Below are 23,342 nucleotides of genomic sequence, written 5' to 3'. Positions count from 1 at the left end.
GGTCTCCTAGAAAAACGCCAGGGTCATGTTGACGCTGAATCCATTGCCTTCAGGGCGGTTTTTGGTGTCGAACTCCGGCACCCAGCGCGCATTGAAGTTGGCCTGGGCGTCGGCGAATTTGCCGGTCCAGCCCACTGTCGGGCCCGCACCCACGGAACGTCCGCGGAAGCCGCTGTCGGCACCCGACCCCGAGTCATCGGTGATCTGCTGGATGTAACCGGCGGCGATACCGGCGTTCCAGCCGTTGCCAAAACCGTGGGTCCACAGCGCATCGAGGGTGTAGATATCGCCGTTGCGATAATCGGTGGCGTCGTTCTCGGTGTAGAACTCCAGGCCGCTCGACAGCGTGAATTCGCCGCCCTTGCCATCCAGATGCGTGAACGCCACGGTCGGCATGAAGGTGTAGTTGTTCTGCCCGGGGTTGGCCAGGCGGTCGTCGTTGTAGGCACCGGTGGGCACGTAGATCGGCAGCGAGAACGCGATGTGGTTGAGCTCGTCGAAGTGATAGCCGGCGGCAATCGGCGTCACCAGCATGTCGGCGAACTGGGTGCCTGAGTCGGAGGAGCCCAGCGTTCGGCCGCGGGGCCCGGTGATGTTGGCCGAGATGTCGGTGTACTGCACCGGAACGCCAACGGCCGATGCGTAGTTCCAGCGACCCTTGCCGGTGTCCCAGACATGGGTGAAGTTGGCCATGGTGTAGGACACCTTCATGTCCAGCCCGGTACTGGCGGCCCCCACCAAAGGCACCTGGGTGCTGCCCTTGAGGTCGCCGTCGTACCAGATGCTGGTCAGGGACATGACCCAGCCCGGCTCCGGCGGCACGATCCCGGCATTGGAGAACACTTGCTGGCCGGTAATCGGCCGTCCGACACCACCTTCAGCCGCCAGTACCAACGGGCTGCCGCTGACCATGCATAGCGCCAACAACAGGGGGCGCACTACAAAAGGCCTGATCATCACTGACTCCACTTATTGCTTTTGATTGACGGGGTTCAACAGCGGCATTTTCCATTCGCCGTTGCGGACTTCCGGTTTTGGCAAATACAGCCGCAATATCCCGTAGAAGGGGCCGTTCGGAGCCGGTAGCCAATTGCTTTGCAGGTCTTTGACCGGTGCCTTGTGCTGCACGTACAGCGTCAGGCCGCCATCGGCATCGAGCTTGAGGTCAGGCAGCATGCGCGAGTTGATCAGGTAGCGATTGAGCGGGTTGGCCACCAGCAGCTTGTTCTTGCCGTCGTACAGGGTCAGGGACCAGAACGCATCGGCCGGGGGCAGGGCGCCTTTGTCGAAATGCAGGGTGTAGTCATTTTTCGAGGCGTCGACCGGTTTACCATCCTTGTCGACGAAATAACCGATGTAGTTCGCCTCTTCGGCGGAGTTACCGAAGATCCCCATGTTGGCGCCGGCATAGCGGTACAGGTAGTTGCCCTTGAGGTGATCGCGGGTGCCGAAGAAATCACCGCTGCTGACCTCGTGGGTATCGACCTTGGTTTTCTTGAATTCGGCAAACCCGGCCTTGGCGTCGCTGATGCCGTCCTCCAGTGCTTTGCGCTGCTCGGTGCTGAGTGTGTTGACGTTGAAAGGCTTGCCGGCCTCAATGCCGATTTTCGCGAAGCGCGCCAGCAGCTCTTTTTCCACGTCCTGGGCCGGGGCGAACGCCAGCATGAAGTTCAGGTAGCGGAACAGGTCCGGGGTTTCGCTCATGGTCGGCGTGGGTTTTGGCCAGTCGATCTTCGGTGCGGCGGTTGGCGCCTTTTGTTTGTCGTAATGACTCAGGGTTTCGACCTTGTAACCCTTCTGGATCTGCTTGACCTTGGCCAGATCCTTCTCATCGAACAGTTGTGTGCGATACAGCGCATAGGCGATGTTGCTTTCACTGCGCAGCAGACGGTCGATGTTCAGCGGTTGCTGGCCCTGCCAGTTGGGTCCGGCGATCATGAAATGCCCGCCGTTGTTGCCGGTGCTGCGGGTGCCCAGGTAGGCAAAGTTCTGCGTATAGGCGTCGATCAGTTGCACCGAGTAATAACGATGTTCTTCGATGGGCGGCAGGGTCAGTACCAGCGGCTCGGCGCGTAAATCCATCCAGACAAAGGAGTAGGGCGTGTCGGCGTTCGGCGTGACAAACGCGGTGTCCTTGGCGGTGAAGGCCTTGGCGGTGTTGCCGATCTGGTTGAACGGTGCCTTGAAGTTCGGGCTCTTCTTGTCCACGGCCTGGGTGTAGAGCGTCTTGTACATCTCTACTACCGGGAATCCATACAAATAGGCTTCCTTGGCGATGGCCCGGGCTTCGTCGGGGGTGGCAGTGAAGTCGGCCCAGGTGCTGGTACTCAGCGCAATCAGGCTGAAGCCGGTTGCGCGAAGGGCAACGTTCATGGATTGGTCCTTATGGCCTGAGCTGCTCGTGCGGCAGTCGTGCGGTGAACACTTTGAGGGAGTCGTGGGCGCTCAATCCGGACGGAGTGGAGCGCAGGAAAGAAAGGCGTGTCAGCCGAGCATCTTTCGGCGGGCGGCAGGTTGGACGGAGTGTTGGGGTGTGCCCGGGTATAAAGGCAAGGCGTGTGCAGACTCGCCAAAAGAAAGGCGCGCATCTCCATATTTTTCGACATGATTCCCCCGATTCCCTGGTGGCTCATTGGATACTCGGCCTTGTTTTTGGCCGTTACTCCGTAATCCGTTTCTGAACGAGCCGTAGGACGCGTCAGATAGAGTTAAGCATCTAAACATGAGTTAGCCAGTCGAATGGGTTAATTCTTTCGTTTTGTGTGCAGGTTCTCGGTGTTTTTTGTGTACTAAGAAGTTAATACGAAACAAGGGGTTGCCGCTTTGAGGTGATAAGGAGGGGGAGGATGCAGGCTTGCGGGTGGGTGCGAATCCGGTGGGAGCGAGCAGGCTCGCTCCCACCGGGAGGTTCAGTTTTTCTTCGCCTGCTCCCAAACCCGCTCTTCCTGCTCGCGCAGTTCCGGTGTGAACTCGGCACCAAAATCTTCGGCTTCAAACACCTGGCGAATCTCGATCTCGGCCTCGGTGCCCGGCATCGGGTTGGGGCAGCGCTTGACCCATTCGATGGCTTCTTCTTTTGACTTCACTTTCCACAACCAGAAACCGGCGATCAGTTCCTTGGTTTCGATGAAGGGGCCGTCGATCACCGTGTGTTTGCCACCGGAAAACTTTACCCGTGCGCCTTTACTGCTCGGGTGCAGGCCTTCGCCCGCTAGCATGATACCGGCCTTGACCAGTTCTTCGTTGTAGTTGCCCATGGCCGTCAGCAGTTCCTGGCTGGGCATGACGCCGGCTTCGGAATCCTGGCTGGCCTTGATGATGATCATGAATCGCATGGTGTCGTCTCCGTTGCAGTTGAGTGGCTCGATTTATAGTCGAACGACGGTGGAGCAATTCGACAGAGTGTTAACAAAAGTTTTCGCCGATGACCTGTGCCTTTCGTCATGAGCCGAGGGAGACGGCGGGCGAAGGCGTACTCTGTACTTTTGCCGGCTTGTTCGGTTAACACAGGGTTGTGGGTTGTATCCAGTTTTATGCCCTGTTACATGACAATTTATGTTTGGCCATAGGTCGTAGGACAATTTCATGGTTAACTTCGGCCTCGCCAAAATTCTCCACCACAACGTTCAGAAGGACTCCGTTCATGGCTCAAGTCACCCTTAAAGGCAATCCGGTTCAAGTCAACGGCCAACTGCCACAAGCCGGTTCCAAGGCGCCAGCCTTTTCCCTGGTTGCCGGCAATCTGTCCGACGTCACCCTGAAAGACTTTGCCGGCAAGCGCAAAGTGCTGAACATCTTCCCAAGCGTCGATACCCCGACCTGCGCCACTTCCGTGCGCCAGTTCAACGCCAAGGCCAGCGACGTGGCCAACACTGTCGTACTGTGCATCTCCGCTGACCTGCCGTTCGCCCAGGCCCGTTTCTGCGGCGCCGAAGGCCTGGAAAACGTACAGAACCTGTCGACCCTGCGCGGTGCCGAGTTCATCGAGAACTACGGCGTGGCCATCGCCGACGGCCCGCTCAAAGGCCTGACCGCCCGTGCCGTGGTGGTTCTGGACGAAAACGACAACGTGCTGCACAGCGAACTGGTTGGCGAAATCGCCGACGAGCCGAACTATGAAGCGGCACTTGCTGTTCTGAAATAAGCGTAGCTTTACACTTATTAACGGCCTGGCTCTGTCCAGGCCGTTTTCATTTGTGTTTCAGTGTCTTGGATAAATCTCCTGCTACGTAAGCCAAAGGTAAATTGCCGGTAAAGGCGCTTTGCTTAAGACACGCCAGTGCTTATCGTTCAGCCTCATGTAAAAAAGCCCACGCGCCCAATGGTTGATCACTCAATGCAATCCTCCGCTTCCCGTAGTCCTCGTCGCTGGCTGTTCGGCCTGCTTGTCTTGTTGGTCATCGCTGGCCTGTGCTGGAAATTCTGGCCCGGCAGCGCTGCACCCAAAGAGGCTGCGGGACAGAAAGCCGTCGCCGGGCATACCGGCAGGTCGGGCGGGATGCGCCCTGGATTCGGTGGCGCGTCCGGGCCGGTACCGGTGCGCGTGGCGCAAGCGGTCAAGGGTGATTTCCCGCTGTATTTCAAGGCGCTGGGCACAGTCACGGCGCTGAACACCATCAATGTGCGCAGCCGCGTCGGCGGTGAACTGGTCAAGATCTATTTCGAAGAAGGGCAGATGGTCAAGGCCGGCGACCTGCTGGCCGAAATCGACCCGCGCCCTTACCAGAATGCCTTGCTCCAGGCCGAAGGCACCTTGCTGCAGAATCAGGCGCAGCTGAAAAACGCCCAGGTCGACGTCGAGCGCTATCGCGGCCTGTACCGCGAAGACAGTATTGCCAAGCAGACCCTGGACACCGCCGAAGCGCTGGTCGGTCAGTTCCAGGGCACGGTCAAGACCAATCAGGCGGCGGTCAACGATGCCAAGCTCAACCTCGAATTCACCCGGATCCGCGCACCGATCACCGGTCGCGTTGGTCTGCGTCAACTGGACGTCGGCAACCTGGTCGCGGCCAACGACACCACCGCACTGGCGATCATCACCCAGACCCAGCCGATCAGCGTGGCCTTCACCCTCCCGGAAAACAGCCTGGACACCGTGCTGGCCCGTTATCGCAGCGGCGCCAAACTGTCGGCTGAAGCCTGGGATCGTGGCGATACCAAACTGCAGGCCACTGGCGTATTGCAGAGCCTGGACAACCAGATCGACGTCACCACCGGCACCCTGAAATTCAAGGCCCGTTTCGAGAACCGCGATCAGTCGCTGTTCCCCAACCAGTTCGTCAATGTACGCCTGCTGGCCGACACCCTCAAAGACGTAGTGCTGGCGCCTTCGGCCGCGATCCAGTTCGGCACCAACGGCACGTTCGCCTATGCCATGGACGGTGACAAGAAGGTCAAGATCCGTCAGTTGAAAGTCGGCGCCAGTGACGGCGTGAACACCGTGGTCACCGAAGGCCTGTCGGCGGGCGACCGGGTCGTATTGGAAGGCACCGACCGCCTGAAGGACGGCAGCGACGTGGAGGTGGTCAACGACAGCCAGGACGTGCCGACCACGCCAACCGAACACCTGCAAGGCAAGTCGGCGGTCAACGCGGCAACGCCCGCGACCACCGACAAGGCGAAAAAGGGCGGCGCATGAATCTCTCGCGGCTGTTCATCCTTCGCCCGGTAGCCACCACCCTGAGCATGCTGGCCATTATCCTGGCCGGCGTCATCGCCTATCGGCTGCTGCCGGTGTCGGCGCTGCCCCAGGTCGATTACCCGACCATTCGCGTTATGACCCTGTACCCCGGCGCCAGCCCGGATGTCATGACCAGCGCAGTGACCGCGCCACTTGAGCGTCAGTTCGGGCAGATGCCCGGCCTGACGCAAATGGCCTCCACCAGCTCCGGTGGCGCGTCGGTGCTGACCCTGCGTTTCAGCCTCGACATCAACATGGACGTGGCCGAGCAACAAGTGCAGGCGGCGATCAACGCCGCGACCAACCTGTTGCCCAAGGATCTGCCGGCGCCGCCGGTGTACAACAAGGTCAACCCGGCCGATACGCCGGTGCTGACCCTGGCCATCACCTCAAAGACCATGTTGCTGCCCAAGCTCAATGACCTGGTCGACACCCGCATGGCGCAAAAGATTGCCCAGATCAGCGGCGTCGGCATGGTCAGCATTGCCGGTGGCCAACGCCAGGCCGTGCGCATCAAGGTCAATCCGGAAGCCCTGGCCGCCAATGGTTTGAACCTGTCGGACGTGCGCACCCTGATAGGCGCCTCCAACGTCAACCAGCCCAAGGGCAACTTCGACGGCCCGACCCGGGTCTCGATGCTCGATGCAAACGATCAACTGACGTCGCCCAAGGACTACGCCAACCTGATCCTGGCCTACGCCAATGGCGCACCGTTGCGCCTCAAGGACGTGGCGGAAATCGTCGACGGCGCCGAGAACGAGCGCCTCGCTGCGTGGGCTAACGAGAACCAGGCCGTATTGCTGAACATCCAGCGTCAACCCGGTGCCAACGTGATCGAGGTAGTGGACCGGATCAAGGCCCTGCTGCCAAGCATCACCGACAACCTGCCGGCCGGCCTCGACGTGATGGTGCTGACCGACCGCACCCAGACCATCCGCGCCTCGGTCAAGGACGTGCAACACGAATTGCTGATCGCCATCGCCCTGGTGGTCATGGTCACCTTCCTGTTCCTGCGTCGCGCCAGCGCCACGATCATTCCGTCGGTGGCCGTGCCGCTGTCGCTGATCGGTACGTTCGGCGTGATGTATCTGGCGGGCTTCTCGGTCAACAACCTGACCCTGATGGCCCTGACCATCGCCACCGGTTTCGTGGTGGACGATGCGATCGTCATGCTGGAGAACATTTCCCGATTCATCGAAGAAGGCGACAGCCCGCTGAACGCGGCGCTAAAGGGCGCCAAACAGATCGGTTTCACCCTGATCTCACTGACATTGTCGCTGATCGCCGTGCTGATCCCGCTGCTGTTCATGGCGGACGTGGTCGGGCGCTTGTTCCGAGAGTTCGCCATCACCCTGGCGGTGGCGATCCTGATTTCCCTGGTGGTTTCCCTGACCCTGACGCCGATGATGTGCGCGCGGTTGCTCAAGCGTGAGCCCAAGGAAGCCGAGCAGGGCCGTTTCTACCGTGCCAGCGGCGCGTTCATCGACTGGATGATCGCCGCCTACGGACGCAAGTTGCAGTGGGTGCTCAAGCACCAGCCGCTGACCCTGATGGTGGCCATCGGCACTTTGGCGCTGACGGTATTCCTCTACATGGTGGTGCCCAAGGGCTTCTTCCCGGTGCAGGACACTGGCGTCATCCAGGGCATTTCCGAAGCACCGCAATCGATTTCCTTCGCCGCCATGAGCGAGCGCCAGCAGGAACTGGCCAAGGTGATCCTGGCCGACCCGGCGGTCGAGAGCCTCTCTTCCTACATTGGCGTTGATGGCGATAACTCGACCCTCAACAGCGGCCGGTTGCTGATCAACCTCAAATCGCATCGCGACCGCGACCTGAGCGCCACGCAAGTGATTGCCCGGCTGCAACCGGAGCTGGACAAACTGGTCGGTATCCGCCTGTTCATGCAGCCGGTGCAGGACCTGACCATCGAAGACCGGGTCAGCCGCACGCAGTACCAGTTCAGCATGTCGTCGCCGGACTCTGAGTTGCTGAGCCTGTGGAGCGGGCGCCTGGTCGAGGCCCTGGCCGACCGACCGGAATTGACCGACGTTGCCAGCGATTTGCAGGACAAGGGCTTGCAGGTCTACCTGGTGATCGACCGCGATGCGGCTTCGCGGGTCGGGGTGTCGGTGTCGAACATCACCGATGCGCTGTACGACGCCTTTGGTCAGCGGCAGATTTCCACGATCTACACCCAGGCCAGTCAGTACCGCGTGGTGCTGCAATCGCAGTCCGGGGAGAAGATCGGCCCGCAGGCGCTGGAGCAGATTCACGTCAAGACCACCGATGGCGGGCAGGTGCGCCTGTCCAGCCTGGCGCGCATCGAAGAGCGCCAGGCGCAACTGGCGATCACCCACATCGGCCAGTTCCCGGCGGTGATGATGTCTTTCAACCTGGCGCCCGGCGTGGCGCTGGGGCATGCGGTCGAGATCATCGAGCAGGTGCAGAAGGACATCGGCATGCCGATTGGCGTGCAGACCCAGTTCCAGGGCGCGGCCGAGGCGTTCCAGGCTTCGTTGTCGAGCACCTTGCTGCTGATTCTGGCGGCGGTGGTGACCATGTACATCGTGCTGGGCGTGCTCTACGAGAGCTACATCCACCCGATTACCATTCTATCGACCCTGCCGTCGGCGGCGGTGGGCGCCTTGCTGGCGTTGATCCTGAGCGGCAACGACCTGGGCATGATCGCGATCATCGGCATCATTCTGCTGATCGGCATCGTGAAGAAGAACGCGATCATGATGATCGACTTCGCCCTCGACGCCGAGCGCAACCAGGGCATGGACCCGCAAACGGCGATCTATCAGGCGGCCTTGCTGCGTTTCCGGCCGATCCTGATGACCACCCTGGCCGCGCTGTTCGGTGCCGTACCGTTGATGCTGGCCACCGGTTCCGGCGCGGAACTGCGCCAGCCGCTGGGTCTGGTGATGGTCGGCGGCCTGTTGCTGAGTCAGATTCTGACCTTGTTCACCACGCCTGTGATCTACCTGTACTTCGATCGTCTCGGTCGTCGTTTTGGCAAGGCCGACGCTCAGGAGACGACGGTATGACGCCCCGCAGAACCTGTGGGAGCGGGCTTGCTCGCGAAGGCGTCCGGTCAGTCGACAGGAATGTTGAATGCAAGGCCCTCTTCGCGAGCAAGCCCGCTCCCACAGGGGGGCAGCAGGGCTCGTGGGTTGGTGCGGGGGGCAATCATCGATGAACCTTTCGGGACCTTTCATCAAGCGCCCGGTCGCGACCATGTTGCTGAGCCTGGCGATCATGCTGCTGGGCGGTGTGAGCTTCGGTTTGCTGCCCGTGTCGCCGCTGCCGCAAATGGACTTTCCGGTGATCGTGGTCCAGGCCAGCCTGCCCGGGGCCAGCCCCGAGGTGATGGCATCGACCGTGGCCACGCCTCTGGAGCGCTCCTTCGGCAGCATTGCCGGGGTCAACACCATGAGCAGCCGCTCCAGCCAGGGTTCGACCCGGGTGATCCTGCAATTCGACCTGGACCGCGACATCAATGGCGCGGCGCGGGAAGTGCAGGCGGCGATCAACGCCTCGCGCACACTGCTGCCGAGCGGGATGCGCAGCATGCCGACCTACAAGAAGGTCAACCCGTCCCAGGCGCCGATCATGGTGCTGTCGCTGACGTCGGATGTGCTGGAAAAAGGTCAGCTCTATGACCTGGCCTCGACGATCCTGTCCCAGAGCCTGTCCCAGGTGCAGGGCGTCGGCGAGGTGCAGATCGGTGGCAGCTCGCTGCCGGCGGTACGTATCGAACTCGAACCGCAGTCGTTGAACCAGTACGGCGTGGCGCTGGACGATGTGCGCAACACCATCGCCAACGCCAACGTGCGCCGGCCCAAGGGCTCGGTGGAAGACGATCAACGGCTGTGGCAGGTCCAGGCCAACGACCAGCTGGAAAAAGCCAAGGACTACGAATCGCTGATCATCCACTACAACGGCGGCGCGGCCCTGCGCCTGAAGGATGTGGCCAAGGTCAGCGATGGCGTCGAGGACCGCTACAACAGCGGTTTCTTCAACGATGACGCGGCGGTGCTGCTGGTGATCAACCGGCAGGCCGGCGCCAACATCATCGAGACGGTCAACGAGATCAAGGCGCAGTTGCCGGCTTTGCAGGCGGTGCTGCCGGCCAGCGTCAAGCTGAACCTGGCCATGGACCGCTCGCCGGTGATCAAGGCCACGCTGCACGAGGCGGAAATGACCCTGCTGATCGCCGTGGCGCTGGTGATCCTGGTGGTGTTCCTGTTCCTCGGCAACTTCCGCGCTTCGCTGATCCCGACCCTGGCGGTGCCGGTGTCGCTGGTCGGCACCTTTGCCGTGATGTACCTCTACGGCTTTTCGTTGAACAACCTGTCGCTGATGGCGTTGATCCTGGCCACAGGGCTGGTGGTGGACGATGCCATCGTGGTGCTGGAGAACATTTCCCGGCACATCGACGAAGGCGTGCGGCCGATGCGCGCGGCGTACCTGGGTGCCCAGGAAGTCGGCTTTACCTTGCTGTCGATGAACGTGTCGCTGGTGGCGGTTTTCCTGTCGATCCTGTTCATGGGCGGGATCATTGAAAGCCTGTTCCGCGAATTCTCCATCACTCTGGCGGCGGCCATCGTGGTCTCGCTGGTGGTGTCGTTGACCCTGACCCCGATGCTCTGCGCCCGCTGGCTCAAGCCGCACACGCCGGGGCAGGAGAACCGCCTGCAACGCTGGAGTCGGCGGGCCAACGACTGGATGGTCGGCAAATACGCCACCAGCCTCGACTGGGTGCTGCGCCACAAGCGCCTGACCTTGCTCAGTCTGTTTGTGACAATCGGCGTGAACATTGCGCTGTATGTAGTTGTTCCTAAAACATTTATGCCGCAACAGGATACCGGCCAGCTGATCGGTTTCGTGCGCGGCGACGACGGCCTGTCGTTCAGTGTGATGCAGCCGAAGATGGAGATTTTCCGCCGGGCGGTGTTGAAGGATGAGGCCGTAGAAAGCGTCGCCGGGTTCATTGGCGGCACCAACGGCACCAACAACGCCTTCATGCTGGTGCGCCTGAAGCCGATCAAGGAACGCAACATTTCCGCGCAGAAAGTCATCGAACGCCTGCGCAAGGAAATGCCCAAGGTGCCCGGCGCGCAACTGATGCTCATGGCGGACCAGGACCTGCAATTCGGTGGCGGCCGGGAGCAGACCACCTCGCAATACTCGTACATCCTGCAGAGCGGGGATCTCGGGGCATTGCGCGAGTGGTATCCGAAAGTCGTCACCGCGCTCAGGGCCTTGCCGGAGCTGACGGCGATCGACGCACGCGAAGGCCGGGGCGCCCGGCAAGTGACCCTGATCGTCGACCGCGATCAGGCCAAGCGCCTGGGTGTCGACATGGACATGGTCACGGCGGTGCTGAACAACGCCTACAGCCAGCGGCAGATTTCGACCATCTACGACAGCCTCAACCAGTATCAGGTGGTGATGGAGGTCAATCCGAAATACGCCCAGGACCCGATCACCCTCAAGCAGGTCCAGGTCATTACCGCCGACGGCGCGCGGATTCCGTTGTCGACCATCGCCCATTACGAAAACAGCCTGGAAGACGATCGGGTCAGCCACGAGGGCCAGTTTGCCTCGGAGAGCATTTCTTTCGACATGGCCGAAGGCGTGACCGTGGAGCAGGGCGGTGCCGCCATCGAGCGGGCGATTGCCAAGGTCGGCCTGCCGGAAGACGTGATCGCTAAAATGGCCGGCACAGCCGACGCTTTCGCGGCGACTCAAAAAAGTCAGCCGTGGATGATTTTGGGGGCGCTGGTGGCGGTGTATCTGGTCTTGGGTGTGTTGTATGAAAGCTACATTCACCCGCTGACGATTCTCTCGACCCTGCCGTCGGCCGGGGTCGGTGCCTTGCTGTCGATCTACGCGCTGGGCGGCGAGTTCAGCCTGATTTCGTTGCTGGGGCTGTTTCTGCTGATCGGCGTGGTGAAGAAAAACGCGATCCTGATGATCGACCTGGCGTTGCAACTGGAACGAAGCCAGGGCATGGCACCGCTGGAGTCGATCCGCAGCGCCTGCCTGCAACGTTTGCGGCCTATCCTGATGACCACCCTGGCGGCGATCCTCGGTGCCTTGCCTTTGCTGATGAGCCGCGCCGAAGGGGCGGAAATGCGCCAGCCCCTGGGCCTGACCATCATCGGCGGGCTGATCTTCAGCCAGGTGCTGACGCTTTACACCACCCCGGTGGTTTACCTCTATCTCGACAGACTGCGCCATCGCTTCAATAAATGGCGCGGGGTGCGTACCGATGCTGCTCTGGAAACTCCGCTATGACTGACCGTTCGCTTTTCAACCTGGCTGCACCGCTGCTCACGGCCCGAGGCTCGCGCCTGTTGAGCCTGTCACTGTGCGTGGCGATGCTCAGTGCCTGCGCCGTCGGCCCGGATTACCAGCGCCCGCAAACAGCGGAGCCTGCGCAGTACAAGGCCGCAGAGGGCTGGCGGCAGGCCAACCCCAGCGATGCCCTGGCGCGCGGCGCGTGGTGGGAGTTGTATGGCGACCGGCAGCTCAACGAGCTGATCGAAAAACTCAACAGCGCCAACCAGACCGTCGCCCAGTCCGAGGCGCAGTACCGCCAGGCCCAGGCCTTGGTGCGTAGCGCACGGGGGGCGTTTTTCCCGACGGTGGACCTGAACGTCAGCAAGAACCGTTCTAGCCAGGGCACCGGTAGCAGCAGCTCCAGCCTGAGCAGTTCGTCCAGCGGTATTCGCGACACGTACTCGGCCCAGGCGGGCGTCAGTTGGGAAGCGGATGTGTGGGGCAAGCTGCGCCGAGGCCTCGAAGCCGACACTGCGAATGCCCAGGCAAGCTTTGCCGACCTGGCGGCCATGCGCCTGAGTCAACAGTCGGAGCTGGTGCAGAATTACCTGCAACTGCGGGTGATCGATGGCCAGAAACGCTTGCTCCAGGACACGGTCGAGGCTTATCGGCGTTCGTTGAAGATGACCGAGAACCAGTACCGCGCCGGTGTTTCGGGCAAGGACGCGGTGGCCCAGGCCCAGACACAGCTCAAAGGCACCGAAGCCGATATGATCGACCTGATCTGGCAGCGCGCCCAGTTCGAGAACGCCATTGCCGTGCTGATCGGCCTGCCGCCAGCGCAATTCAGCCTGGCGGAAAGCCAGGACATCCCGCAGTTGCCGCAAGTACCGCTGGCACTGCCTTCGCAGCTGCTGGAACGTCGCCCGGACATCGCGTCGGCCGAGCGCTCGGTGATGGCCGCCAACGCCAACATCGGCGTGGCCAAGGCCGCCTATTACCCCGACCTGACCCTGAGCATGAACGGCGGTTACAGCAGCAGCACTTATTCCAACTGGATCAGCCTGCCGAACCGCTTCTGGTCGGTCGGACCGCAATTGGCCATGACCCTGTTCGACGGCGGCCAGCGCTCGGCGGAAGTCGACCGCAGTGAAGCGGCCTATGACGAAACGGTGGCCAAATATCGCCAGACCGTGCTGGACGGCTTTCGCGAAGTGGAAAACTTCCTGGTGCAGCTCAAGGTGCTGCAGGACGAAGCTGTCGTGCGCCAACAGGCACTGGATGCGGCCCGGGAATCGTTGCGCCTGACCCAGAACCAGTACAAGGCCGGCTTGATCGCGTATATCGATGTGGTGGTGACCCAGGCGGCGGCGCTGAACAATGAGCGCAGCAACCTCGATCTGCTGCAAAGCCGCTTGTTAGCCAGCGTGCAGTTGATTGCAGCGTTGGGAGGTGGCTGGGACGGGCAGCTTGAGGTGAGCGAAAACCGATAGCGTAATCCCTGTGGGAGCGAGCTTGCTCGCGATGGCTGCGTCACATTCAGCATGGACGTTGCCTGACCCACCGCTATCGCGAGCAAGCTCGCTCCCACAGGTTTTGTCAGGTGCCGGCAGCTTGAAACAAGTTAATGTAAAACCTTAAAACAAGCGTTTCATCGGACTGATGGCCCTTTGCTCATTTTGTGAGTGCGTTCTCATTTGGAATCAGTACAATCGCCGCATTTTCCCCCTGCGAGAATCAATACCAATAAGGGGGGCATTCGCGAGAAGTCTCCATGCTCATCGGCAGCTATTCCCCCACCCTGGTCATCATTTCGCTCTGTGTAGCGATTCTCGCCTCATACACCGCACTCGACCTGACCGGACGCATTGCCACCGCCAAAGGTCGCGCCGTGCATTTGTGGACCGCTGGCGGAGCCGTTGCCATGGGCATCGGCATCTGGTCGATGCACTTTATCGGCATGCTCGCGTTCAAGTTGCCGATCGACCTTGGGTACGACGGCGCCATCACTCTGTTGTCGCTGCTGATCGGCGTGCTCTCCAGCGGTTTCGCGCTGTGGCTGGTCAGCCAGCCGCAATTGCCGGCCTGGCAGCTGGCCTTTGGCGCATTGGTCATGGGGGCCGGCATCAGCGCGATGCACTACACCGGCATGGCCGCCATGCGCATGCAGCCGGGCATCGACTACGACCCGACGTTGTTCGGCGTCTCGCTGCTGATCGCGGTCGGTGCTTCGGGCGCGGCATTGTGGATCGCTTTCCATCTGCGCCAGCACACGCCTCACGTCCGTCTGATCCGTGGCGGTGCCGCCGTGGTCATGGGTATCGCCATCGTCGGCATGCACTACACCGGGATGGCCGCCGCACGCTTTGCCGACGGCAGTTTTTGTGGCGCGGCGGTCAATGGATTGAGCGGTAACGGCCTGGACAACCTGGTGCTGATCACCACGTTGGCGGTGCTGAGCATTGCCTTGCTGACCTCGATCCTCGATGCACGCCTGGAGGCGCGCACCGCGAGCCTGGCCCGATCGCTGACCGAGGCCAACCGTGAGCTGACCCAACTGGCCCTGCACGACACACTCACCGGGTTGCCGAACCGGACGCTGCTCGCCGATCGAATCGATCAGGCCATGTCCCGGGTCCAGGAGGACGGGGGGTGCTTTGCCCTGATGTTCATCGACCTGGATGGCTTCAAACCGGTCAACGATGCCTTCGGCCACCACATGGGCGATCTGCTGTTGCGCGAAGTGGCCGTGCGCCTGCGCGAAGAGTTGCGCAGCCAGGACACCCTGGCGCGGATCGGCGGCGATGAGTTCGTGTTGCTGGTGCAATTGAGCGAACAGAACGACGCCTTGAACCTGGCAGCCCGTCAGGTCGGGCTGATCGCGCGCGCGTTCCGGGTTGCCGAACATGATTTGCACATTTCCGCCAGCGTCGGCATCGCGCTTTACCCGGGTAACGGCCAGTCCGCCCATGAATTGCTGATGAATGCCGACGCGGCGATGTATCACGCCAAAGGCGCGGGTAAAAACGGCTACAGCTTTTTCGATGCCTCGATGAACAGCAACGCTCGCAAACAGCTGCAATTGCTGCAGGACCTGCGCAATGCCGTGGAACAGCAGGAATTCAGCCTGCATTACCAGCCCAAGTTCGATGCCGCCAATGGCCGGCCAGTGGGCGCCGAGGCCTTGTTGCGCTGGGAGCACCCGACGCAAGGGATGCTGCTGCCGGACAAATTCATTGAAATGGCGGAAAAAACCGGGCTGATCATTCCGATCGGCGAGTGGGTGCTCAACGAAGCGTGCCGCCAGATGCGCGAGTGGTACGTGCTGGGCTACACCGACTGGCGCATCGCGGTGAACCTGTCGGCCATTCAGTTTTGCCATGCCGGGCTGGTCCAGAGCGTCGCCAAGGCGCTGGCGACGCACCATCTGCCGGCCAACAGCCTGACCCTGGAAATCACCGAAACCACCGCCATGAGCGATGCCGACGCGAGCATGACGGTGCTGCAAGAGCTGTCGGAAATGGGCGTTGACCTGTCCATCGATGACTTTGGTACCGGCTATTCGAGCTTGATGTACCTCAAGCGCCTGCCAGCCAACGAACTGAAGATCGATCGTGGTTTCGTCCGGGACCTGGAGCACGACAGCGACGACGCTGCCATCGTTTCGGCCATCGTCGCCCTCGGCCAGGCGCTGGGGTTGCGCATCGTCGCCGAAGGCGTGGAAACCGGCGTGCAGCAGGACTTCCTGACTCAACTCGGCTGTGATTCGTTGCAGGGTTACCTGCTGGGGCATCCGCTGCCCGCCGCAGGATTCATGGTGGAAATCCATCGCGGGGAGCAATTGGTCGAGCAATTGAAAGCCAGTGCCGAGCGCGAGATGTCGATGACATGACAACCGACATGACAGCTGATGTGAAGCAATGCAAAAACCGCCAATGGCAGTTATTCTTGCCCCCGACCGCTTAAGCTTTGATTGGGGGGAAAGCTCGCATGGACAAAGTCATCGTCATCACCGGCGGTAGCCGCGGCATTGGTGCCGCCACCGCGCTGTTGGCCGCCGCGCAGGGCTATCGGATCTGCATCAATTATCAGGCGGACGAACAGGCCGCACTCGGCGTGCTGGAGCAAGTCCGCGCCCTCGGTGCGCAAGCCATTGCGGTACGGGCCGACGTCAGTATCGAAGACGAAGTCATCGCCCTGTTCAATCGGGTAGACAGTGAGCTGGGCCGGGTCACCGCGCTGGTGAACAACGCCGGCACCGTCGGGCAGAAGTCCCGGGTCGACGAAATGTCCGAGTTCCGCATTCTGAAAATCATGAAAACCAACGTCCTGGCGCCGATCCTCTGCGCCAAGCACGCGATCCTGCGCATGTCGCCCAGGCACGGCGGGCAGGGCGGGAGCATCGTCAACGTCTCGTCGGTCGCCTCGCGCTTGGGATCGCCCAACGAGTACGTGGATTACGCCGCATCCAAGGGCGCGCTGGACACCTTCACCATCGGCCTGTCCAAGGAAGTGGCGGGTGAGGGGATTCGGGTCAACGCCGTGCGTCCGGGATACATCTATACCGATTTCCATGCCTTGAGCGGTGACCCGGATCGGGTCAGCAAGCTGGAGTCGGCGATCCCGATGGCCCGTGGCGGGCGCCCGGATGAAGTGGCGGAGGCGATTGTCTGGTTGCTGTCGGACAAGGCTTCTTATGCGACCGGGACTTTTGTTGATCTTGGTGGTGGGCGTTAACTCCTGAAACCGGCGTTGTTTGCGCTGGCCTCATCGCGAGCAAGCTCGCTCCCACAGTGGATCTCCAGTGTTCACAGATATTGTGTACACCGATAAACCCTTGTGGGAGCGGGCTTGCTCGCGAAGGCGATAGTGCAGGCAACATCCAACCATCAGAACGACCGCACAATCCGCCCCAACGTCTCCATCGCCTTCTCCGATTCCTCGGTCCACGGGCTGCCGTAGTTCAGCCGAATACAATTCCTGAAGCGCTGCGCCGGCGAAAAGATCGGCCCCGGTGCAATGCTGATGCCTTGGGCCAATGCCATCTGGAACAACTTCAACGAATCCATCTGCTCCGGCAATTCAAGCCACAAGAAGTACCCGCCCGCCGGTTGGCTGACCCGCGTCTGCGCCGGGAAATAGCGGGCGATGGCGGCGAGCATGGCGCTTTGCTGGTCTTCCAGGGCATGGCGCAATTTACGCAGGTGCCGGTCGTAGCCGCCGTGTTGCAGGTAATCGGCGATGGCGGCCTGGGCCGGCATCGAGGCGCACAGCGAGGTCATGAGTTTCAGCCGTTCGATTTTCTGCGCGTAACGCCCGGCGGCGACCCAGCCGATGCGGTAGCCGGGGGCCAGGCTCTTGGCGAACGAACCGCAGTGCATCACCAGGCCTTCGGTATCAAAGGCCTTCGCCGGTTTCGGTGCTTGCTGGCCGTAATACAGTTCGGCGTAGACATCGTCTTCGATCAGCGGCACCTGGTGGTGCCGTAACAATTCCACAAGCTGCTGTTTCCTGGCCTCGGGCACGGTCGCGCCCATGGGGTTCTGGAAACTGGTCATGCACCAGCAGGCCTTGATCGGATGGCGCTCAAGGGTTTGCTCGAGCACGCCGAGGTCGATGCCATCGCGTGGGTGTACGGGAATTTCCACCGCCTTTAGTTTCAGGCGTTCGAGCACTTGCAGGCAGGCGTAGAACGCCGGGGCCTCGATGGCCACCAGATCGCCAGGTTGGGTCACCGCTTGCAGGCACAGGTTGAGGGCTTCGAGGGCGCCGTTGGTGATCAGCAACTCTTCCATGGGCAACATCAGCCCGCCGACCATGTAGCGCAGGGCGATTTGCCGGCGCAGCTGCGGGTTGCCCGGCGACATGTCGGTGACCACCATGCGCGGATCCATCTCGCGGCTGGCGCTGGCCAGGGAACGGGACAGGCGTTGCAGGGGAAACAGCGTCGGGCTGGGGAACGCCGAGCCGAAGGGCACGGTGTTCGGGTCCTTGATCGAGTCGAGCACCGAGAACACCAGTTCGCTGACGTCGACTGCCGTCGACTCGTTGACCTCATTGCTGATCACCGGCTCGGAAAACGGCCGTGGCGCATGGGCGTTGACGAAGTAGCCGGAGCGCGGGCGGGCGCGGATCAGGCCGCGACGTTCCAGCAGGTAATAGGCCTGGAACACCGTGGACGGGCTAACCCCGTAGGTCTGGCTGGCGTAACGCACTGACGGTACCCGCTGGCCGGGACCCAGGACGCCGTTGCGGATCAGTTCTGCGATGTCGTCGGCGAATTTTTCGTAGCGTTTCATCAAAAGCCCGGTTGGGTGTCATTTGGACAAAGGGACGGTCGTACCGCGAAGATCGCAGCCTTCGCCAGCTCCTGCAATGGATCGGCCTGCGTGCGTAGGAGCTGCCGAAGGCTGCGATCTTTAAAGCTCTGCATCTTAAAGGCTCAGCGATTCATCGGCGCAACAAACCGGCTCTTCGCCACGCTGTAGACGCCGGGCTCATCGCTGTCGACCACCTTGAAGCCGATGCTCTGCGAACTGCTGGCCGGACGCTCCGTGAGCATCGCCACCGACACTGGCACATCGACAATCTCCCCCGGCGCCAGGGTGAATTCGGTCCTGCCCTGCAACTGGAAATCATCGGCATCCACCAGGCTCAATTGATAGTCCTGACGCTGCTGGGTCTTGTTGATCACCTTCAGACTGTAGATGTTTTCGATCTGCCCCTGGCTGTTCTCGCGGAACAGGCCCCGGTCCTTGCTGACGTCGAGGGACACCATCGGCCGTTGCACCAATGCCATCACCAAGGCGGCAACCATCACCAGCAGCACGGCGGTGTAGCCGATCAGGCGCGGACGCAGCAGGTGTGTCTTGCCACCCTGCAATTGATGCTCGGACGTGTAGCTGATCAATCCTGGGGCGTAGCCCATTTTGTCCATGATCGAGTCGCAGGCGTCGATGCACGCGGCGCAACCGATGCATTCCATCTGCAAGCCATCGCGAATGTCGATGCCGGTCGGGCAGACCTGTACGCACAGCTGGCAATCGATGCAATCGCCCAGACCGACCTCGGCGGGTTTCACCTCGCGTTTGCGCGGGCCACGGTTTTCGCCCCGGGCCACGTCGTAGGAAATGGTCAGGGTGTCCTTGTCGAACATCACGCTCTGGAACCGCGCGTAGGGGCACATGTGCATGCACACCGCTTCACGCAGCCAACCGGCGTTGATGTAGGTGGCGCCGGTAAAAAACAGCACCCAGAACAGGCTGACCCCACTCATCTGGAAGCTCAGCAGCTCTTCGGCCAACGGCCGGATCGGCGTGAAATAGCCGACGAAGGTCAGGCCGGTCAGCAGGCTGATGGCCAGCCACAAGGTGTGCTTGGCCGAGCGACGCATCAGTTTGTTCAGGCCCCACGGCGCGGCTTGCAACTTGATCCGCTGGTTGCGTTCGCCTTCGGTGATCTTCTCGCACCACATGAAGATCCAGGTCCACGAGCTTTGCGGGCAGGTGTAGCCACACCAGACCCGGCCCGCGAACACGGTAATCGCAAACAGGCCAAACGCGGCAATGATCAACAGCGCCGAGAGCAGGATGAAATCCTGCGGCCAGAAGGTCGCGCCGAAGATATGGAACTTGCTTTCGGAAAGGTCCCAGAGCACTGCCTGGCGGCCGCCCCAGTTCAGCCACACGGTGCCGAAAAACAGCAAGAACAGAAAACCGGCGCCGCTGATGCGCAGGTTGCGGAACAGCCCGGTGAAGCTGCGGGTGTGGATCAGATTGTCGCTGGATTTGGCCTTCATCTTCAGACGCGAAGGCTCGAATGTTTCTACGGTTCGGACGGGGATTCTTTCGCTCATGGTCTTTCGCTCATCAGCCTCCATCAGGCATGAGCACTATGAGCGGCGAACTGTTTGCATAACAGACTCAGGTATTGCGTTAAAAAGCAGATCAGATGGTCGTGTTTGCACGGCCTGCGACAACTTGAAGCAGCCGTCACTGCCGGGCTCAGTAGCCCTCGCAAAGCAGCAGCGGCAGGTGCGGATCAAACCCGATCAAATCACCGAACCACTGTCGGTGGCTTTCAAGTGCCGGCGTCCATCCACCGCGCCTGCGACGGTCAAGGCGTCAGCCTCGGCTTCAGTGATGTAGATGCGCTCGCCTTCGATGTCCACTGCCGACATGGCCTTGGCACCGTCGGTGACGATGGTCACGTCGGGACACAGACGAATGAGTTCGCCATTTTCAGTGGTGAAAAAGCAGGTCTGGTTCTCGATGCGCACAGTCATGACGGGATCCTTTTTTCAGTGGAGTCTATAGTTTCAGGCCGCAACCACCGGTCATCGTTCTGTGCAACCGATTAGTGGTCGCTGCGGTCCACCCTCCATGGCCTCTCTCAAGGACAACCCCATGAACGCCTGGTGGCACGAAGTCTGGGTGACCCTGCAAGGCGAGTTCGTCGACATCGGCGATGCCTCGCAGCTGACGCGAGTGACCGTGCGCCTGTTGATGGCTGCGGTGCTGGGCGGGATTCTCGGGTTCGAGCGTGAACACCAGGGCAAGGCCGCTGGCGTGCGTACCCACATGCTGGTAGCGATGGGGGCGGCGCTATTCGTGTTGGTGCCGCAGATGTCCGGTTCGCAGGCCGATGCCATGAGCCGGGTAGTGCAGGGCGTGATTGCCGGGATCGGCTTCCTGGGGGCTGGCACCATCCTGAAAAACCACGACGGCGATGAGAGCCACGTCAAAGGCCTGACCACCGCCGCCGGCCTGTGGATGACCGCCGCCATCGGTGTCGCGGCCGGACTGGGCCGGGAGGCGACGGCGGTGCTCAGTACGCTGCTGGCGCTGGGGGTTTTCAGTGTGATGCCGGGGATTGTGAAGCTGATCGATAAGGATCACCCATGAGATCGTTCCCCCGGCCAGCATGGGGGAACGATCAACTGTCGTCATTCAGGGTTCACAATCACCGGTGGCATCGTCGTTGGCGGTTCTTCCCTTGGCGGCGGGTTCTTTTCGGGCGGATCCTGTTCGGGTACCGGCTGCGGATCGCTCGGCGGTATCACCGGGTTGTCGATGTTGGGGTCGGGGGTTTCAGCCGGGAAAGGATTGTTCATTGTTCAAGCCTCCGGTGGCACATGGCGTGAGTCGTGCTTAAGTAGGTGGACTGGTTGGTTGACCGCAGCGCGTAGGACTTGATTCCGGAAATTGTCGATGAAACTTTCCCGGCGGCTGTCGCTCGGAACCTAAGTGACTTCATCCCGGGGCGGATTGCCCGGCGGGGTGGCGACCAGACACAAGCGCGTCCATGGGGCGTAAGGAGAGAGGCTCGATGACGGCTGAAAAACCGACTGAGTTGAGCTACAACCCGCACATGCCGCTGTCGCAGGCGTTGTTGCTGCCGCGTATCGTCATTGAAAACATCATGCCGACCCTTGAAGGCGGGCAGTTCGCGGTCAAGTCCGTGGTGGGGCAGGACGTGGTGGTGACGGCCAAGGTCTTCGCCGACGGGCATGACAAGCTGGCGGTTCGCGTGCGCTGGCGGGCCGAAGATGGGGACGCCTGGCAAAGCGCGGCCATGAAGGACCTGGGCAATAACGGCTGGCAAGGGCAGTTCCGGGTCAACAGCCAGGGCCGTTATCTGTTCTGTATCGAAGCCTGGATCGATCAATTCGCCAGTTTTTGTTATGAGCTGGAAAAGAAGCATGCGGCGGCGGTGCCCGTCAGCCTGGAACTGCAGGAAGGGCGGATTCATGTCCAGCAGGCCGCCGAACGCAGCGAAGGGCTACTCAGCGAGCAACTGGCGGCCTTGCACCATGAACTGTCAGGGCTGCTTGAAACCGAGCAGATTGCACTGTTTTTGCACCCGCGTAGCGCCGACCTCATGGCTCGCGTCGATCATCGCGCCTACTTGAGCCTGAGCCCGGAGTACCCGGTGGATGTGGAGCGAGAACTGGCGCAGTTTGCCAGTTGGTACGAGTTGTTCCCGCGTTCGATCACCGACAGCCCGGAGCGCCATGGCACCTTCAATGACGTGCATTCGCGGTTGGCGATGATTCAGGACATGGGTTTCGATGTGCTGTATTTCCCGCCGATCCATCCGATCGGGCGTAGTTACCGCAAGGGTCCGAACAACTCCCTGACGGCGGGCCCCGATGATCCGGGCAGCCCCTATGCGATTGGCAGCGAGGAGGGCGGGCACGAAGCGATTCACGCGCAATTGGGTACCCGCGAAGACTTCCGCCGACTGGTGGCGGCCGCCGCGGCCCATGGCCTGGAAATCGCCCTGGATTTTGCCATCCAGTGCTCCCAGGACCATCCGTGGCTCAAGCAACACCCGGGCTGGTTCAACTGGCGGCCGGACGGCACGATCAAGTACGCGGAAAACCCGCCGAAGAAATACCAGGACATCGTCAATGTCGACTTCTATGCCCCGGAGGCGATTCCGAGCTTGTGGGTGGAGTTGCGGGATATCGTGGTGGGCTGGGTCGAGGAGGGCGTGAAGATCTTCCGCGTCGATAACCCGCACACCAAGCCGTTGCCGTTCTGGCAGTGGCTGATCGCCGATGTACGGGCGCTGTACCCCGAGGTGATCTTCCTCGCCGAAGCCTTTACCACCCCCGCCATGATGGCGCGCCTGGGCAAGGTCGGTTACTCCCAGAGCTACACCTATTTCACCTGGCGCAACACCAAGACTGAACTGGCGACCTATTTCACCGAACTCAACGAATCGCCGTGGCGCGAATGCTACCGGCCGAATTTTTTCGTCAATACGCCGGACATCAACCCGGTGTTCCTCCACGAATCCGGGCGCCCCGGGTTTCTCATCCGCGCCGTGCTGGCGACCATGGGCTCGGGCCTGTGGGGCATGTACTCGGGTTTCGAGTTGTGCGAGTCGGCACCGGTGCCAGGCAAGGAGGAGTACCTCGATTCCGAGAAGTACGAAATCCGCCCCAGGGACTTCAACGCGCCCGGCAACATCATTGCCGAGATCGCCCAGCTCAACCGCATCCGGCGGCAGAACCCGGCGTTGCACACGCACCTGGGCCTGAAGGTCTACAACGCCTGGAACGACAACATCCTGTACTTCGGCAAACGCAGCCTGGACGGCAGCAATTTCATTCTGGTGGCGGTCAGCCTCGATCCGCACAACGTGCAGGAGGCGAACTTCGAGTTGCCGTTGTGGGAAATGGGCTTGCCGGACTACGCCAGCACTCATGGCGAAGACCTGATGAATGGCCATCGCTGGACCTGGCATGGCAAACAGCAATTCATGCGGATCGACCCGGCGTACCAGCCGTTCGGGATTTGGAGAATTACCGCCTCTTGAGAACACCACAGGGGATACTCCGCCTGTGGCCAAGATGAATTCACCA

Annotated in this window: 16 protein-coding genes; 9 read left to right on the top strand and 7 right to left on the bottom strand. The window is 61.3% G+C overall.

Annotation, left to right across the window (positions count from 1 at the left end; all coding sequences use genetic code 11):
• Positions 1 to 6: 6 nt before the first annotated feature.
• From ACM6G4_RS28075 to ACM6G4_RS28065, 3 genes are all read right to left on the bottom strand, one after another.
• Positions 7 to 957, bottom strand: coding sequence for a transporter (locus tag ACM6G4_RS28075; RefSeq protein WP_056727546.1), 951 nt, complete (start codon positions 955 to 957; stop codon positions 7 to 9).
• 12 nt (positions 958 to 969) lie between these two features.
• On the bottom strand, positions 970 to 2,373 hold the full coding sequence (locus ACM6G4_RS28070) for a DUF1254 domain-containing protein (protein ID WP_056727545.1): 1,404 nt from the start codon (positions 2,371 to 2,373) through the stop codon (positions 970 to 972).
• A 536-nt stretch (positions 2,374 to 2,909) separates the two neighbouring features.
• Positions 2,910 to 3,335 (bottom strand): YciI family protein, encoded by a 426-nt coding sequence (locus ACM6G4_RS28065; RefSeq protein WP_056727543.1) that lies wholly within the window; start codon positions 3,333 to 3,335, stop codon positions 2,910 to 2,912.
• A 308-nt stretch (positions 3,336 to 3,643) separates the two neighbouring features.
• On the opposite strand from ACM6G4_RS28065, the gene tpx reads away from it, so the two are divergent.
• The 7 genes from tpx (at position 3,644) to ACM6G4_RS28030 (ending at position 16,708) form a co-directional block, all read left to right on the top strand.
• Positions 3,644 to 4,144, top strand: coding sequence for a thiol peroxidase (gene tpx / locus ACM6G4_RS28060; protein ID WP_056727540.1), 501 nt, complete (start codon positions 3,644 to 3,646; stop codon positions 4,142 to 4,144).
• Between the two features lie 177 nt (positions 4,145 to 4,321).
• Positions 4,322 to 5,638, top strand: coding sequence for an MdtA/MuxA family multidrug efflux RND transporter periplasmic adaptor subunit (locus ACM6G4_RS28055; RefSeq protein ID WP_056727538.1), 1,317 nt, complete (start codon positions 4,322 to 4,324; stop codon positions 5,636 to 5,638).
• Positions 5,635 to 8,730, top strand: a complete 3,096-nt coding sequence (locus tag ACM6G4_RS28050; protein ID WP_414915080.1) for an MdtB/MuxB family multidrug efflux RND transporter permease subunit — start codon at positions 5,635 to 5,637, stop codon at positions 8,728 to 8,730. Before ACM6G4_RS28055 ends, ACM6G4_RS28050 begins: the two co-directional genes overlap by 4 nt.
• A gap of 148 nt (positions 8,731 to 8,878) precedes the next feature.
• Positions 8,879 to 11,986: an efflux RND transporter permease subunit gene (locus ACM6G4_RS28045; protein ID WP_414915079.1), complete on the top strand. Its 3,108-nt coding sequence runs from the start codon at positions 8,879 to 8,881 to the stop codon at positions 11,984 to 11,986.
• Entirely contained in the window at positions 11,983 to 13,464 is a 1,482-nt protein-coding gene (locus ACM6G4_RS28040) for an efflux transporter outer membrane subunit (protein ID WP_056727532.1), read from the top strand. The genes ACM6G4_RS28045 and ACM6G4_RS28040 overlap by 4 nt, the downstream gene beginning before the upstream one ends.
• 281 nt (positions 13,465 to 13,745) lie before the next feature.
• On the top strand, positions 13,746 to 15,863 hold the full coding sequence (locus ACM6G4_RS28035) for a putative bifunctional diguanylate cyclase/phosphodiesterase (RefSeq protein ID WP_223541470.1): 2,118 nt from the start codon (positions 13,746 to 13,748) through the stop codon (positions 15,861 to 15,863).
• A gap of 98 nt (positions 15,864 to 15,961) precedes the next feature.
• Positions 15,962 to 16,708 (top strand): SDR family oxidoreductase, encoded by a 747-nt coding sequence (locus ACM6G4_RS28030; protein ID WP_056727529.1) that lies wholly within the window; start codon positions 15,962 to 15,964, stop codon positions 16,706 to 16,708.
• Between the two features lie 152 nt (positions 16,709 to 16,860).
• Here ACM6G4_RS28030 and mapR read toward each other — a convergent pair whose 3' ends face one another.
• The 3 genes from mapR to ACM6G4_RS28015 form a co-directional block, all read right to left on the bottom strand.
• Positions 16,861 to 18,270 (bottom strand): GntR family transcriptional regulator MpaR, encoded by a 1,410-nt coding sequence (gene mapR, locus ACM6G4_RS28025; protein WP_414915078.1) that lies wholly within the window; start codon positions 18,268 to 18,270, stop codon positions 16,861 to 16,863.
• Between the two features lie 143 nt (positions 18,271 to 18,413).
• Positions 18,414 to 19,826, bottom strand: coding sequence for a cytochrome c oxidase accessory protein CcoG (ccoG, locus tag ACM6G4_RS28020; RefSeq protein WP_414915077.1), 1,413 nt, complete (start codon positions 19,824 to 19,826; stop codon positions 18,414 to 18,416).
• A gap of 195 nt (positions 19,827 to 20,021) precedes the next feature.
• The gene (locus ACM6G4_RS28015) at positions 20,022 to 20,255 is read right to left on the bottom strand and encodes a DUF3203 family protein (RefSeq protein WP_056727524.1); all 234 of its coding nucleotides are present in this window, start codon (positions 20,253 to 20,255) and stop codon (positions 20,022 to 20,024) included.
• Positions 20,256 to 20,376: 121 nt separating this feature from the next.
• Here ACM6G4_RS28015 and ACM6G4_RS28010 point away from each other — a divergent pair, with 121 nt between their 5' ends.
• Positions 20,377 to 20,874, top strand: a complete 498-nt coding sequence (locus ACM6G4_RS28010; protein WP_056727522.1) for an MgtC/SapB family protein — start codon at positions 20,377 to 20,379, stop codon at positions 20,872 to 20,874.
• A 41-nt stretch (positions 20,875 to 20,915) separates the two neighbouring features.
• On the opposite strand, the gene ACM6G4_RS28005 is transcribed toward ACM6G4_RS28010, so the two are convergent.
• Complete coding sequence (locus tag ACM6G4_RS28005; RefSeq protein ID WP_177336494.1) at positions 20,916 to 21,083, bottom strand: hypothetical protein; 168 nt, start codon at positions 21,081 to 21,083, stop codon at positions 20,916 to 20,918.
• A 215-nt stretch (positions 21,084 to 21,298) separates the two neighbouring features.
• Between ACM6G4_RS28005 and ACM6G4_RS28000 the strand changes: the two genes are divergently transcribed.
• Positions 21,299 to 23,296, top strand: a complete 1,998-nt coding sequence (locus ACM6G4_RS28000; protein ID WP_414915076.1) for an alpha-1,4-glucan--maltose-1-phosphate maltosyltransferase — start codon at positions 21,299 to 21,301, stop codon at positions 23,294 to 23,296.
• Positions 23,297 to 23,342 lie beyond the last annotated feature (46 nt).

The organism is Pseudomonas sp. IT-P258 (genome assembly GCF_949767825.1).
GTDB lineage: Bacteria > Pseudomonadota > Gammaproteobacteria > Pseudomonadales > Pseudomonadaceae > Aquipseudomonas > Aquipseudomonas monachiensis.
The sequence above is the reverse complement of the archived record's forward strand: the minus strand, read 5'-3'. Positions and strand labels throughout refer to the sequence as shown.

Coding starts and splice junctions, on each gene's coding strand:
- ACM6G4_RS28030 (WP_056727529.1), top strand. CDS start 15,962: ATGGACAAAGTCATCGTCATCACCGGCGGTAGCCGCGGCATTGGTGCC.
- ACM6G4_RS28005 (WP_177336494.1), bottom strand. CDS start 21,083: ATGAACAATCCTTTCCCGGCTGAAACCCCCGACCCCAACATCGACAAC.
- ACM6G4_RS28040 (WP_056727532.1), top strand. CDS start 11,983: ATGACTGACCGTTCGCTTTTCAACCTGGCTGCACCGCTGCTCACGGCC.
- ACM6G4_RS28050 (WP_414915080.1), top strand. CDS start 5,635: ATGAATCTCTCGCGGCTGTTCATCCTTCGCCCGGTAGCCACCACCCTG.
- ACM6G4_RS28075 (WP_056727546.1), bottom strand. CDS start 957: ATGATCAGGCCTTTTGTAGTGCGCCCCCTGTTGTTGGCGCTATGCATG.
- ccoG (WP_414915077.1), bottom strand. CDS start 19,826: ATGAGCGAAAGAATCCCCGTCCGAACCGTAGAAACATTCGAGCCTTCG.
- ACM6G4_RS28015 (WP_056727524.1), bottom strand. CDS start 20,255: ATGACTGTGCGCATCGAGAACCAGACCTGCTTTTTCACCACTGAAAAT.
- ACM6G4_RS28045 (WP_414915079.1), top strand. CDS start 8,879: ATGAACCTTTCGGGACCTTTCATCAAGCGCCCGGTCGCGACCATGTTG.
- ACM6G4_RS28065 (WP_056727543.1), bottom strand. CDS start 3,335: ATGCGATTCATGATCATCATCAAGGCCAGCCAGGATTCCGAAGCCGGC.
- ACM6G4_RS28055 (WP_056727538.1), top strand. CDS start 4,322: ATGGTTGATCACTCAATGCAATCCTCCGCTTCCCGTAGTCCTCGTCGC.
- tpx (WP_056727540.1), top strand. CDS start 3,644: ATGGCTCAAGTCACCCTTAAAGGCAATCCGGTTCAAGTCAACGGCCAA.
- ACM6G4_RS28000 (WP_414915076.1), top strand. CDS start 21,299: ATGACGGCTGAAAAACCGACTGAGTTGAGCTACAACCCGCACATGCCG.
- ACM6G4_RS28070 (WP_056727545.1), bottom strand. CDS start 2,373: ATGAACGTTGCCCTTCGCGCAACCGGCTTCAGCCTGATTGCGCTGAGT.
- ACM6G4_RS28010 (WP_056727522.1), top strand. CDS start 20,377: ATGAACGCCTGGTGGCACGAAGTCTGGGTGACCCTGCAAGGCGAGTTC.
- ACM6G4_RS28035 (WP_223541470.1), top strand. CDS start 13,746: ATGCTCATCGGCAGCTATTCCCCCACCCTGGTCATCATTTCGCTCTGT.
- mapR (WP_414915078.1), bottom strand. CDS start 18,270: ATGAAACGCTACGAAAAATTCGCCGACGACATCGCAGAACTGATCCGC.